The sequence below is a fragment of the Moorena sp. SIO2C4 genome, assembly GCF_010672485.1.
In the GTDB taxonomy this organism is placed as follows: domain Bacteria; phylum Cyanobacteriota; class Cyanobacteriia; order Cyanobacteriales; family Coleofasciculaceae; genus Moorena; species Moorena producens.
This window is the reverse complement of sequence record NZ_JAAHGN010000083.1, coordinates 1-12682: the sequence shown is the minus strand read 5'-3', so window position 1 is coordinate 12682 and position 12682 is coordinate 1. Positions and strand designations below refer to the sequence as shown.

The following is a 12682-nucleotide window of genomic DNA, read 5'->3' as shown; positions in this document are numbered from 1 at the left end:
AGCTCTTAGCCAACCCAGTTATTGAAAATTATCGCTTTGAATTGGTTGAGATGTCAGCACAACTAGGAGTGGAAGCATGAAATTTGGGGTGGTGGTCTTTCCTGGGTCAAACTGCGATCGCGATATGGCCTATGTTACAACTAGCTTACTCCAATGTCCAACCAGGATGGTTTGGCATCAAGAAACCGATATTTCTGACTTAGATGTGGTGGTACTCCCTGGGGGCTTTAGCTATGGGGATTACCTGCGCTGTGGCGCAATTGCTCAGTTTTCTCCAGTGATGCCAATGGTGGTAGACCATGCTAAACAGGGTAAATTTGTCTTGGGCATTTGTAATGGCTTCCAGATGCTGACCGAAATGGGGATGTTACCAGGGGCATTAGTCAGAAATCGGGACTTACATTTTATTTGCGATCGCGTTCCAGTTAAAGTAGAGCGCAATGATTTATATTGGACTACAGCTTATCACCCAGGAGAAATTATAAGTCTACCTATTGCCCATGGTGAAGGGCGCTACTACGCTGATGCTGAAACTCTCAAAGCTCTCGAAGACAATGGTCAAGTATTGTTTCGTTACGCTACTGTTTCAGGAGAGATAGAGACAATAGGTAATCCCAATGGTTCCCTAAATAACATTGCCGGAATTTGTGATACCACTGGCAAAATTTTGGGTATGATGCCCCATCCAGAACGAGCAGCTGATCCGATGTTAGGCAATATCGATGGGATGAGATTGTTTCAGAGTTTGTTAAAGACTTTTAACAATTGCTAGTGTTTTCAATACCACAAATTACCGATAACCGCGACCGCTACATGGGTCGCCTAAACGTTATATGTGTGCCACAGATTCCAATTATACCGGATCTGGTTGACTGAGAAATATTGCCAGAAACTTCAGTTTAGTATTTTTGAAATTGGTCGCTGTAAATGCGGGAAAGGGTATTTTTAAAAGCAAAAGGAAGCAGAGGTTAGCCCTTGACTGGACGGCAAGTCTTTGTTCAAGTTTATCGTTATAATTAATTAAATAAAAAATTCCAAGTCTAAAATATAAAATCCGATCAGATAAGAAGATGCCTGAAACTCACTTCCAGATTGAATGGCCTGATGGTTATCAGGAACTTTGCTATTCTCCTTCTCTAGTAGTCAAGAAATATTTTAATGCTGAGCAAGACTATTCTCTGTCGGAATTTGTGGCACTATCTCGAACTGCGCTTAACGATGGTAGTGATCGCGTCAAAGCTCAATTTGGTTTCTCTTGTAGCAAAGCACTAGGACAACTGAAGCAAATAGAAGACACAGCTAAGAAGTATAGTAATCTATCTGAACCAAAAGTGCGATTACTTAAATTTATCGATGTCCAACCCACAGAATAATTCAATAAAAATTGATGCAAGCCACTTCTGCTCCAGACTCCACTACTATCCTCGCTGGCTTCCATGCTCTTTCCGATCCCCTGCGCCTGGCAGTGATTGAGCTACTGAGATCGCAAGAGTTGTGTGTTTGTGATTTATGCGATCGCTTAAATGTCCAGCAATCAAAACTATCATTTCACCTGAAAACCCTTAAACAAGCTGGTCTGATTCGCCCCCGCCAACAGGGAAGGTGGATGTACTACAGCCTGAATTTGCCCCAGTTTGTGGTTTTAGAGCAATATTTGGCAGAATTTCGTCGCACAGCTGTGATGGTACCTACCCGTAGTTGTTGCTCAGACTAGCTTAGGGTCTAGACTGCTTTTGATGTACCTAATACCATTAGCCCAATACCATTAGCCAATTCAGCCGATGGCTTAACTATTGTTTAAGCAATAAATCAATTTTTTTTGATATATTAGGATTAACTAATTAGTAAAACAGGAGGGTTCTTCATGGCTACTCTCAAAACTCATGTCTCCCTGAATGTCACTGACCTTCACAAATCTGTCACCTTTTACCAGGCAATGTTTGGTGTATCTCCAGTTAAATACAAAGCTGACTACGCCAAATTTGATTTGGCAAATCCGCCCCTCAATCTCACCCTAGAACTCAACCCCAACATGCACTCTGGTGGGACATTATCTCATCTAGGTATACAGGTTGAAACGACAGAAGACGTACAAGCTCAGATCAAGCGTTTTCAAGCTGCAGGACTAGAGGTGTTAGAGGAAAAGAACACTCACTGTTGCTATGCCATCCAGGATAAAGTTTGGATAAGTGACCCAGATGGTAACCGCTGGGAAGTATTTGTGGTGAACGTCGAAGATACTTCACCCGAGATGAATCTCAAGATTACCGACAATTCTCAGCAGGAATCCAATACTGTGACATCCTCCTGCTGTGGATAAATTAGATCACCATTAAATGAGAATCCGCAAACTGATACCCAAACAAACTCTCGGGCCCTTAATATCCCATTGCTGGCGAGAGGCAGTAACTGAAGGCATGGCTACATTTATCTTAGTCTTTTTTGGCACTGGTGCTGTCATGGTTAATCACATCACTAGTGGAGCCTTAACTCATCTGGGCGTCAGTTTTGTTTTTGGAGCAGTGGTCGCTGCTTTAATCTATGCCACAGGACATATTAGCGATGCCCATATTAACCCAGCTGTGACTCTTGCTTTCTGGGCTAGTGGCTTTTTTCCCGCTCGCAAAGTGTTACCTTATATCCTGGCTCAATGTATTGGTGCGATCGCTGCTTCAACATTACTGTTGTTGACACTGGGGTATGTTGCTGATCTTGGCGCAACTCTGCCTCTACAAGGGAACTGGTTTCAATCCTTAGTCCTGGAAGTAGTACTCACGTTTATCTTAATGTTTGTGATCTTAGGCTCTGGTCTCGACCGCCGTGCTCCCATTGGCTTTGCTGGTTTGGCTATTGGCTTAACCGTAGCATTAGAAGCCGCTTGCTTCGGACCAATTACCGGTGCCAGCATGAATCCAGCCCGTTCATTGGGGCCAGCCCTAGTAGCTGGGATTTGGCAACATCAATGGATTTATTGGGTTGCCCCAATTGTAGGAGCGCAATTAGCCGTGATTGCCTATCGGCAACTTTCCCATGGATTTAGGGATATTCAATAAAACCATAGCTAGCTAAAAATTAACAACTAAAAACTAACAACTAAAAACTAACAAATTACTATGAAACAAATCATGTTTGTTTGTAAAAGAAATTCCTGCCGCTCTCAAATGGCGGAGGGGTTTGCTAGAACCTTAGGAGAAGGAAAGATTTCTGTTACTAGTTCTGGACTAGAAGCAAGCCGAGTTCATCCTACAGCAATTCAAGTAATGGATGAAATTAATATAGATATTAGAGACCAGACGTCTAATCCTTTAAAGGATTTCAAGGCTGAAGACTATGATGCTGTAATTTCCTTGTGCGGCTGTGGTGTTAATTTACCAGAAGCCTGGGTATTACGAGATGTGTTTGAAGATTGGCAGCTTGATGATCCTGATGGGCAACTACTAGAGACGTTTCGCCGTGTCCGAGATGAAATTAAAGAACGAGTAGCTAAGTTAGTGGAAACATTGAGCTAATTAGTTTAGCAAAGGGAACAGGGACTTCGGAGCAGGGAGTAGGGAACAGGGAACAAACATTCTCTCAATTGATTTAGGATTGCTATTGATTTACAGTTGATTGGACTTTGGAAAAAATTTTATGTTCTGTCTTTAGTATCCTTATCTATAAGACGATATCACCGGTCAATTCCGTCCAATTTTTTGAGTTATGCCCGATGTTTTCAAAATCGGGTCATAACTCAAAAAAAAGGGACTCTACCGAACATAGTGTGTATAAAACCGCGCTTTCTGAAAGCATTATTATGCTGTTATTCGCTTAACAAAACTACATAATGGTTTGATGAGTGATCGCTAAATCACAAGGGTTTCAGCGTGTGAAGTTATATTTCGCCAACAGCATCGCGATAGCGTAAGCCAACACAAATGTTCTTGGGCGTTATTACCAAACCATCGTTTGACCCAATTCATTACGCAAATTAATTACTGAACTTTCTCTACAAACACTCACAGGACAAACGTCGAATACATAGACAGCATCTCCATCAGGGGCACAAAGTAAAACGAACATTGCATCTTTACCCTGCATTCGACCTTCTACACCAGACATTCGCAAACGTCTTACAGTTCCGTTTTGTAACTTTCCTGCAGCTTCGTACTTTTTGAATTTTTCGAGTGCTTTTAATTCACAAGCTGTCCGGCTAGTTGTGCTAACAGCTGACCAACCAGAACCAGTACCCCAGGTAGGTCTTTCTGCCCTAGCTGCTCTAGGAAGGAATGCCGTTAATAGTCCCGAGGCAATAAGTGGAATTATAAGAGTAGTAGATAAACGTGTAGACATAATACAAAAAGTCTATTTTTGATTGGAATTATTATATCTACTAGTTTAAAGTAGATCACTAACAGTTCTGTATTAATAAATGTAACAACAAGGCTAATTATTATTTATTATTGTGCCACAAGCGTTTTGGCAGGGTAAGCGCAAGAATCAATAAGCTGTAGCTTATTGAGAAAAAAAGGGCATTATTATCAACAAGCCAACTCTATTGAGAATAAAGTTCTACCAGATTATAGGGGTTTCGAGCCACGCTCAACCGATATCCAGCCAATGCACATTATGGGCAATTTTTTCTTGCGCTTACCCTGAAGCGTTTTGGCTGTGCTTACAAAACTTTACAAAGAGCCCAAAACTTGTGTCCGACTACTTATAGTAATACTAGTTATCTAGTAATTATTTGATACTTTACATTACTATTGTCCTCGGGACTGTTTTGGATAAAATAAAATAAACGGTGAGCTAACTCTAATTTAGTGCAGCGATTAATCTGTTGATGCCGTCCTGTTTTATCAATCAAAATTGCCTGGTTGGTATCACTGCCAAAACCAGCGTTTGGTTTGTCAACTGGGTTAGCTACAATTGCATCCAATCGCTTTTTGTTTAATTTTTGTAACGCAGGTTTGATAATATCTCCAGTCTGTGCTGCAAATCCAACTAAGTACTGATGGGGCTGTTTCAGTCGTCCCAATTCAGCTAGGATATCTGGCACCGGTTTTAGGGGTAGAGCAGCAGGAAGTCCATGCTTCGGTATCTTCATATCCTGGTAGATTCCGGGGGTTACATCTGCTACCGCTGCTGCCATCACAATCAAATCAGCATTGGGAAAATCTGCTAGCATTGCCCGATGCATCTCAGTAGCACTAACTACTGGAACTGTCCGGATACCCATCGGTGCTTCCCAAGTAGCCGGTCCATGAACTAGGGTGACAACTGCTCCCCGATTTCTGGCAGCTTGGGCTAGGGCTAGTCCCATCTTGCCTGTGGCGGGATTCCCGATAAAGCGTACTGGATCTATATATTCCCGAGTGCCACCAGTACTGATTAAGACTTGTTTACCGGTTAAGTCTCGTTTGCCACCAGTGTACAGCAGGGATTGGATAGAGGCGATTATCTCCTCTGGTTCTGCCATCCGTCCTGCACCAATGCGATCGCATGCTAACCGTCCTGCTGTTGGACCAACACTATGATACCTGGGGTCACTTAACAGCTGTTGCCAATTTCGTTGCACTGACTGCTGCTTCCACATATCTGTATTCATCGCTGGTGCCAACAAAATAGGGCAACTAGACGCTAGAACCGTATTGGTTAGTAAGTTATCTGCTAAGCCATAAGCCAACTTACCTAAGGTATTAGCGGTCAGAGGAGCAATCACCAATACTTCTGCCCATTCCCCTAATTCAATATGCACCGGGCGTTCGTGCTTTGCTTGCCAGAATACGTTGTCTGTATAAGCTGGATGGCGAGAGAGGGTACTTAGAGTCAAAGGAGTGATAAATTTTTCAGCTCCCTGGGTTAGAATTACCCTTACTTCAGTGACCGCCTTAAATAGGGTAGAAACAACCTCACAAACTTTATAGGCAGCGATGCCCCCACATACACCAATTAAAACTTTTCTACCCTTATTCACGCCTCGTCGTAAGCTTCTATGTCCAGTAAGTAGATATAGGGTTCTGCTAACTCTGGACGCTGAAACGCCAGTGCCCGCAGCAGATGCCAATCTTTGAGTCCTTCAAATGCGCTAGAGTAATCATCCAGCTCTAGACGTGCAGCCAACTTGGCAACGTCCTCTGCACTGAGAGCGTTAAGGTCACGTTGGGAAATGGTCGTAGTTGCCATCACTCACGCCTCTCTTGGTTAGCTTTTTTGTTAACAGTTGTACTTCTTCGACAACTTTACTTATATTATCCCTATTTAGTTACACAACTGAGTATAGATAATACCAGCTTTAGGGTGAAGTATTCGTAAATTTTTTATCAGTTTTTAGGGGTCATTTGTATGGAGGCTTACCATAGAAATACAAATTATCCAAAAACTAGCTGTAAGTAGTCAGTTATTATTAGTTATTATTAAAGCCCCTTTCCCAATCAGAAATTGTCAAAATAAAAGTAGAGTGACTTTTCTATGAACTCTTATGGTTATGACTGCTACCCTTACCACATCCCAATCGATTGAATCCTGGTTGGGTGATGAAGCCGAAAGCCTGCTTAGTTACAAGGCAAAGCTGAGGAAAGAGTTATTGCATCTCCCTGGCCCTGATTGGGTGGCACGGATTTTTGGAAATAGCGATCGCTATTGCCAAGTGCTCCGCAGTCTCCAGCAGTTTTATTCAACTGGACTACTGCTGATCGTTGGTTCATTGATAGTCTAGCCTCTTTGATCAGTAGGCTCAGATGGGTGATAGCACCTCAAGTAGCACCATCTGTAGCCAATTAGCTGAGGGCTGAATGCTTACAACAAACCCCACAACAGAAGCAAGTGGGGTTTGTATGACTAATTATTGTAGCTAATTAGATTGTGAGGCAAACTAAACTAGCTTTTTCTTAAGGGTTAAACCAGTACCTAAAGCACCTAAGGCCAATAATCCCAGCCCTGAAACAGGTTCTGGTACAGTGGTCAAATTAGCAAAAAACACTAAATCCGGGTCATCCAACCCTGCTTCGCTCCCCAGTATGTAGGTTGGATCACGATTAATCGGGTCTTCAGCAGCAAACCCAGTCCCACCAGTATAGGGGTTTCCTTGGGCCAACTCAAAGTTTACTCGGGTATCTATATAAACAAAGTATTCTGCTGATACGTCAGCCAGTTTGAGCCCATTTTCAGCAAATTTATATGTACCGTTACTGACTGAGGTACTACTCCCCAATAAACCATTTACTCCTACCGTTTGACTGGATAAATCAGCAGGAATACCTGTGAATCGCGAGTCAAAGACATAGGCAATACCCGAATTTTGAGTGCCTAGGGTAAATGAGTTTAACAAAACCGAACCGGATGTGGGAGCTGTGCCACTCCCCGCATCACCTGGTACATTGGGCGTAAAACTTTGACCCGGAAATGGCAAATCTATGATTTCTCCTGGTGGGAAAAAGTCGGCTACAAATAAACCACCAGTGCTATTTCCTACAGAAAAAGTCGCTGCACTCACCGGTTCTAAAGCAGTGGCTTGTAAAGCAACTGAGGTTCCTAAAACAACAACTGCTGCTCGAATGAAAGGGACTGATTTTTCTTTCATCGACTTTGAGGTAGTCATATGCTGGTTAATTAAGTGGTAGATTTTTGATATCAAAAAATACTATGAGGTTAAATGACATGAATCTACTTAACCCCCTATTTCTTTACGGAATTAGGCATTTTTACTAACTCACGTTAATTACATAGATTAATACCAAATCAGTTTGCTTTTGATAAAGATTCAGTAAAGTTTCAGACCAGTAGAGATTTAGCATACTACGTCTCTACTTTTTGCTCAGTAAGGAAATTGATCTGACGACGAACCGGGCTAGGATCCTCATGATTTGGTAATTATTCTGACTTGTGGTACAAAAAAAACGGTCTCAATTATCAACAAGACCGCTCCATCAAAACAATGCTGACTCAATGTATACTAAGTCTGGAATAGCAAAAATTTTTCTCAGAATACACTACTTGGAAAGCCCGATAACTTACCAAATATAACACTAAGACATAAACTTACGACATCATACTTTCCTTGAAAGGGAAAGGGGAACAAGGAATCTCGGATCAGTAAAATATCTTAATTTATAACCGTAGTGTGTTTGCCAATTACCAATTACTAATTACCAATTACTAATTAGCAATTACCAATTACCAATTAGAAGTAGTTGGGAGAATTGGTAACATAAAATCTCCCATCTCTTGCCACACTCGACCCACTCTCAATCAGTGAAAGGTTTAAGGCTTAACGAGCTTTACCTTCTGCCCTTGAGCCTTGTTTGGCAGCAATTTCCTGCATCAAAATCTGAAACGCTTTGGCATACTGAGCATCTTCCAAGGTGCCAACTTTGTCACGATTTTTCTGCAAGTCTTTACGCTGTTCATCCGAAAGCTCAAACACAATATCTGGTTCAATTCCAGACTTATTAATATCGCGACCACTAGGGGTAAGGTACTTAGCAATAGTTACTGCCAGACCTGAGCCATCTCCAAGCCCTCGGACGGATTGGACTAGGCCCTTACCAAAAGTCTTAGTTCCTACCAATATGGCACGTTGATTGTCTTGTAAAGCACCCGAAAGAATTTCGCTAGCACTGGCTGAACCACCATCCACCAGTACCACTAATGGTTTATTAGTCAGAGAGCGATTAATTGCTTTCTGGTATTCGGCTTTGCCGATTCGATTAACTGTTGACACAATCGTACCAGAATCAAACCACATCCGAGCAATTTCAATGCTGGCATAAAGTAGCCCCCCAGGGTTAGAGCGGAGATCTAAAACATAGCCACTAACGTTCTGATCTTCTAACTTTCGGATTGCTTCCCCCATCTCCTTGGCCGCGTTAGCACTAAATTGAGAAAGGCGAATGTAGCCGATGCCATAACCATCTGAAGTTTCCCGATAGCTATACTTTACAGGGTGGATTTCAATCCTAGCTCGTGTGATCGGATAGTCTACTACCTTTTGGCCTCGCTGAATGGTCAAAGTCACGGAAGTCCCTGGCTTGCCTCGGATCAGTTGTACTGCATCGTTGACATCCATACCTTCGGTACTCTTGCCATCAATTTTGATAATGATATCCTTCGCCAGGATTCCCGCTTTAAAAGCTGGGGTATCTTCAATGGGGGAAATCACCATCAACTTTTTTGTTTCCTCATCCAGGGCAATCTGAATACCTACACCAGTTAATTCCCCAGATGTATCAATCTGCATATTCTTGAACTCTTCGGGATCCATAAACCGGGTGTAAGGATCGTCCAAGGGCTCTAGCATTTCCCGGATTGCCTTGTAGGCTTGTTCCTTGCTGCTGTAAGACCGATTCAGATAATCTTGGCGAACTTCTTCCCAATCAACCTGGTTGAAGGTAGCATCTACATACCTGCGGTTAATAATTTGCCAAACTTCATCAACTAGCTCCTTAGGACTCTCGCGAAAGAAAGCCTGACTTTGAGATAGATGAAGACCAGCTCCTGTAACTGCTACAGTTGTTAGGACTACTGCTGTCGCACCAAGAACCAGGCCACGTTTTGTAATTACCATAATCCTTTCGCTTAAGGTCGGGAAACTAATGCAAAGGAGCTAAGTTAAATCTAACGAACGGGGATGCCAGACAGCTCCTATGCAAATCAATCTGAGACTGACACCCCCTTGTTCAATTTTGGGTAGTCTAACCCTTTTAAGATACCCCTATGGCTATAGCCTTTTAGGGGTCATCTGTGTTGTTGATTAGGGTCGTGAGGATATTATTTATCCATACTAACCTCATTAGCTAATCAGGCCATCATACCACCACACCACACCACCATAATCCCATCTAGCTAGGATTTCAAGAAATAACCTATCCTGACTAAGGATAAGGAAGCTGGGGGTATCAGTCCCATATTATTAATTTTCCTCCCACCCAACTTCCCCTCCGGAAAATTATTGTGGTCATTGGTTTTCATCGTTAGTTGTTCAATGATTACCTATTCACCATTTCCCAGTCTAACATTACCGCTTCGAACCTACTAATTATTCGATTTTATATAGCTGTTTGTCATCAGCTGACAAAGTTGGCGATCGCTTTCTCTGACCTCTGGGTTGTTTTGGAGATAATTTCTTAGCCAGTGGCAGCTTTTATCTAGCAGATCGTCTAAATTCAAATTCCAAATGGCCACTGTCCCATCTTCACTAGCCACTGCCAAGGCTGTTCCATCATGGCTCCAGCTAAGATTTGTGACGCGATGCTCACCAGCTTTCAACGTTTTGATCAGGGTGTCGTCGAAGCGCCATAGCTGAACCTGGTTGTCCCAGCTGCTGGTTGCCAAAATTTTGCCCTTGGGGCTAAAACGGACTTTTGCCACACTATCAGTATGGCCTTTGAGGGTTGATTGTAAAGTGCCATCTTTGCGCCAGAGTTTCAGTGTGTTATCATAACTAGCGGTTGCCAAGAACTTGTTGTCAGGTGAGAAGCTGACATCCAAAACCCAATTGCGATGACCTGGTAGTGTTTTCAGGAGTTTCCCATCAGCACTCCACAGCTTTACAGTTTTATCATCACTGGCCGATGCCAATCGCTTACTATCCTGGCTAAACTTAACTGCATTAACCCGCTCACTATGACCACTGAGGGTATGAATCAATTTACCAGTGCGATCCCAAATTTTGACTGTCCTGTCCCGACTGGCAGACGCGAGCCGCTTCGAGTCAGGACTAAAACTAACATTCAATACCCAGTCCTGATGTGCTTTTATTGTCTTAATCAAAGTACCGCTACGATGCCAGAGTTTCACGGTGCCATCTCGACTACCGGAGGCAATTAGCTCACCATCAGCACTCAAACTAATGCTATAGACCAGATCATGATGCCCTGTCAAGGTTTGGAGCAGCTTACCGTTGCGATCCCAAAGCTTAACAGTTCTGTCATTACTAGCTGTGGCAATCTGTTGAGAGTCTGGAGAAAAGGTTACATCCTGTACATCATCTTGATGCCCTCTTAAAATCACGTGAGACTGATTAATACTACTCCAGAGCTTGATAGTTTTATCGTGGCTGGCTGAAGCCAGAATCAGTTGGTCAGTTTGAGGGTTGGATGGTTGTAGAGGGATATGAGAATTGCTGTGGGCTAGGTTGTCTTGAGAACTAAAGGGCTCAGTAGGACTGAAACTGACAGCACTAACCCCATCGCTGTGTCCCTTAAAGGTGTTTATTAAAGTGCCTTCACGGTTCCATAGCCGCACGGTATTATCATCACTGGCAGAGGCAATCAGCTGACCATCAGCACTGAAAGCAACACCTAGGACCCATCGCTGATGCTTGGGAAAGGTTTTGATTAGTTTGCCATTGGTACTCCACAACCTGACCGTTTGATCGTCGCTAGCGGAGGCAATTAACTGACTATCTGGACTAAATACTACACAGTTAACCTGAGCGCTATGTCCTCTAAGAGTATTTAGCAATGTTCCCGATTGACTCCACAGCTTAATGGTGTTATCCGCACTAGCAGAAGCAATGATCTTGCCATCTCTACTAAAGCTTACCGACCGCACTACACCCCGGTGACCGGAAAAGGTTTTAATTAATTGGCCATCAACGGTCCATAATCGAATTTTCTTATCTTTGCCAGCTGCAGCAATCATCTGGCCATCTTGACTAAAACTGACACTGTATATATGACCAGCATCAGTGGTAATTGTTCTGACTAGCTCCCCAGTTTGACGCCATAGTCTGACTGTGCCATCCCAGCTACTAGAGGCAATTAACTGACTATCTGCACTAAACGATACGCTGGTTACACTATCTTGATGACCTTCAATTGTTTGGATTAACTTGCCATCAGGATGCCACAGTTTTACCGTTTTATCGCGGCTGGTGGAGGCAATAAACTGACCATCTGGGGAAAAACTGATGCTCGAAACAATATCACTATGTCCTTCCAGTCGATTGTGTTCGGAAACTGAATAAACTGCCTGGGACAGAGCTGTGATTACTTGTAGACGGGTATCTGCCTCTACTGTTCGAGATGGTAGATATTGCTGCTCTTCCTGCTGTAGTTTTTTTGCGGCTCTTAACCCTTCGAGCAAAGCATCAAAGGTTTTATTGGACACGAAAAGAGCTTCTGAAGAGGCACTCAGCGCACTAAGCATAGCATTGATTCGTTGAGCTTCGGCTCGCCATCTCAACCCACCATTGGTCACTGCTAAAACTGCCATCACTGTGCTAATGGCAATGGCACGCAATCGTTGTTTACGAACCCGCAACAGTTGACTCTCACTTTGTTTTAGCCGTACTTTAATATTAGATTGGGTACGTTGCTTATATTTTTGACGAATCGGTAGAACTAGATAATCATGAATTAGCTGATATCGGTTTTGTGGTGTTTCTGGCACTCGGAAGACTAAACCAGAACCTACCAAAATTTCCAAAATCAAGGGGATTTGAGTTAGTGTGGCGTTGTTACCATTGGAGACTGCTAACTCAGCTTGGGTTTTTAAGGGACGGGTACCTCGTTGATCGGTTAAGGAGAATAAAACCTCCCAGACGGCATCTTCATTCTCTGGCCCACAATCATAGATAATTTGGGAAAGCGATCGCTCTACTAGAACTGTCTTGGGGTCATCTCCCAAAGCTCGGTATCCTGGAAGGGTAGTAATTTTTTCCGCTTGTAGCTGAGCACCCACGACTTGTAACTCAATTAAGCGC

General features: G+C 43.0%; 12 protein-coding genes and 1 pseudogene. 7 read left to right on the top strand and 6 right to left on the bottom strand.

Annotation, left to right across the window (positions count from 1 at the left end):
- Positions 1–76: 76 nt before the first annotated feature.
- The 6 genes from purQ (at position 77) to arsC (ending at position 3509) form a co-directional block, all read left to right on the top strand.
- Positions 77–772: a phosphoribosylformylglycinamidine synthase subunit PurQ gene (purQ, locus tag F6K20_RS07155; protein ID WP_008186529.1), complete on the top strand. Its 696-nt coding sequence runs from the start codon at positions 77–79 to the stop codon at positions 770–772.
- 298 nt (positions 773–1070) lie between these two features.
- Positions 1071–1373: an MSMEG_0570 family nitrogen starvation response protein gene (locus F6K20_RS07150; protein WP_008186527.1), complete on the top strand. Its 303-nt coding sequence runs from the start codon at positions 1071–1073 to the stop codon at positions 1371–1373.
- A gap of 14 nt (positions 1374–1387) precedes the next feature.
- Positions 1388–1714, top strand: coding sequence for an ArsR/SmtB family transcription factor (locus F6K20_RS07145; RefSeq protein ID WP_008186524.1), 327 nt, complete (start codon positions 1388–1390; stop codon positions 1712–1714).
- Positions 1715–1864: 150 nt separating this feature from the next.
- On the top strand, positions 1865–2320 hold the full coding sequence (locus tag F6K20_RS07140; RefSeq protein ID WP_287294241.1) for an ArsI/CadI family heavy metal resistance metalloenzyme: 456 nt from the start codon (positions 1865–1867) through the stop codon (positions 2318–2320).
- A 16-nt stretch (positions 2321–2336) separates the two neighbouring features.
- Positions 2337–3053, top strand: a complete 717-nt coding sequence (locus tag F6K20_RS07135) for an MIP/aquaporin family protein (protein ID WP_287294239.1) — start codon at positions 2337–2339, stop codon at positions 3051–3053.
- Positions 3054–3113: 60 nt separating this feature from the next.
- Positions 3114–3509, top strand: coding sequence for an arsenate reductase, glutathione/glutaredoxin type (gene arsC, locus F6K20_RS07130; RefSeq protein WP_008186517.1), 396 nt, complete (start codon positions 3114–3116; stop codon positions 3507–3509).
- A 421-nt stretch (positions 3510–3930) separates the two neighbouring features.
- Here the strand turns inward: arsC and F6K20_RS07125 are convergent, their stop codons facing one another.
- The 3 genes from F6K20_RS07125 to isiD all read right to left on the bottom strand — a co-directional run bounded on the left by F6K20_RS07125 (position 3931) and on the right by isiD (position 6162).
- A complete protein-coding gene (locus tag F6K20_RS07125) occupies positions 3931–4329 on the bottom strand; it encodes a hypothetical protein (RefSeq protein WP_008186515.1) in 399 nt (132 codons plus the stop codon).
- Between the two features lie 379 nt (positions 4330–4708).
- Positions 4709–5953, bottom strand: a complete 1245-nt coding sequence (coaBC, locus tag F6K20_RS07120; RefSeq protein WP_008186514.1) for a bifunctional phosphopantothenoylcysteine decarboxylase/phosphopantothenate--cysteine ligase CoaBC — start codon at positions 5951–5953, stop codon at positions 4709–4711.
- The gene (isiD, locus tag F6K20_RS07115; protein WP_008186512.1) at positions 5950–6162 is read right to left on the bottom strand and encodes a protein IsiD; all 213 of its coding nucleotides are present in this window, start codon (positions 6160–6162) and stop codon (positions 5950–5952) included. The genes coaBC and isiD overlap by 4 nt, the downstream gene beginning before the upstream one ends.
- Positions 6163–6463: 301 nt before the next feature.
- On the opposite strand from isiD, the pseudogene F6K20_RS07110 reads away from it, so the two are divergent.
- Positions 6464–6691, top strand: a pseudogene (locus tag F6K20_RS07110) (class I fructose-bisphosphate aldolase); the annotation flags it as partial.
- Positions 6692–6850: 159 nt separating this feature from the next.
- Here F6K20_RS07110 and F6K20_RS07105 read toward each other — a convergent pair.
- From F6K20_RS07105 to F6K20_RS07095, 3 genes are all read right to left on the bottom strand, one after another.
- Complete coding sequence (locus F6K20_RS07105) at positions 6851–7558, bottom strand: hypothetical protein (RefSeq protein WP_008186510.1); 708 nt, start codon at positions 7556–7558, stop codon at positions 6851–6853.
- 687 nt (positions 7559–8245) lie between these two features.
- Entirely contained in the window at positions 8246–9541 is a 1296-nt protein-coding gene (gene ctpC / locus F6K20_RS07100) for a carboxyl-terminal processing protease CtpC (protein ID WP_008186509.1), read from the bottom strand.
- A gap of 467 nt (positions 9542–10008) precedes the next feature.
- Positions 10009–12682, bottom strand: a 2674-nt coding sequence (locus F6K20_RS07095) for a WD40 domain-containing protein (RefSeq protein WP_502708819.1), incomplete at its 5' end; no start/stop codon positions are given.

What these genes read in the sequence shown, in the direction of transcription:
- purQ (WP_008186529.1), top strand. Translation starts at nt 77, where the DNA reads ATGAAATTTGGGGTGGTGGTCTTTCCTGGGTCAAACTGCGATCGCGAT.
- F6K20_RS07150 (WP_008186527.1), top strand. Translation starts at nt 1,071, where the DNA reads ATGCCTGAAACTCACTTCCAGATTGAATGGCCTGATGGTTATCAGGAA.
- F6K20_RS07145 (WP_008186524.1), top strand. Translation starts at nt 1,388, where the DNA reads ATGCAAGCCACTTCTGCTCCAGACTCCACTACTATCCTCGCTGGCTTC.
- F6K20_RS07140 (WP_287294241.1), top strand. Translation starts at nt 1,865, where the DNA reads ATGGCTACTCTCAAAACTCATGTCTCCCTGAATGTCACTGACCTTCAC.
- F6K20_RS07135 (WP_287294239.1), top strand. Translation starts at nt 2,337, where the DNA reads ATGAGAATCCGCAAACTGATACCCAAACAAACTCTCGGGCCCTTAATA.
- arsC (WP_008186517.1), top strand. Translation starts at nt 3,114, where the DNA reads ATGAAACAAATCATGTTTGTTTGTAAAAGAAATTCCTGCCGCTCTCAA.
- F6K20_RS07125 (WP_008186515.1), bottom strand. Translation starts at nt 4,329, where the DNA reads ATGTCTACACGTTTATCTACTACTCTTATAATTCCACTTATTGCCTCG.
- isiD (WP_008186512.1), bottom strand. Translation starts at nt 6,162, where the DNA reads ATGGCAACTACGACCATTTCCCAACGTGACCTTAACGCTCTCAGTGCA.
- F6K20_RS07105 (WP_008186510.1), bottom strand. Translation starts at nt 7,558, where the DNA reads ATGAAAGAAAAATCAGTCCCTTTCATTCGAGCAGCAGTTGTTGTTTTA.
- ctpC (WP_008186509.1), bottom strand. Translation starts at nt 9,541, where the DNA reads ATGGTAATTACAAAACGTGGCCTGGTTCTTGGTGCGACAGCAGTAGTC.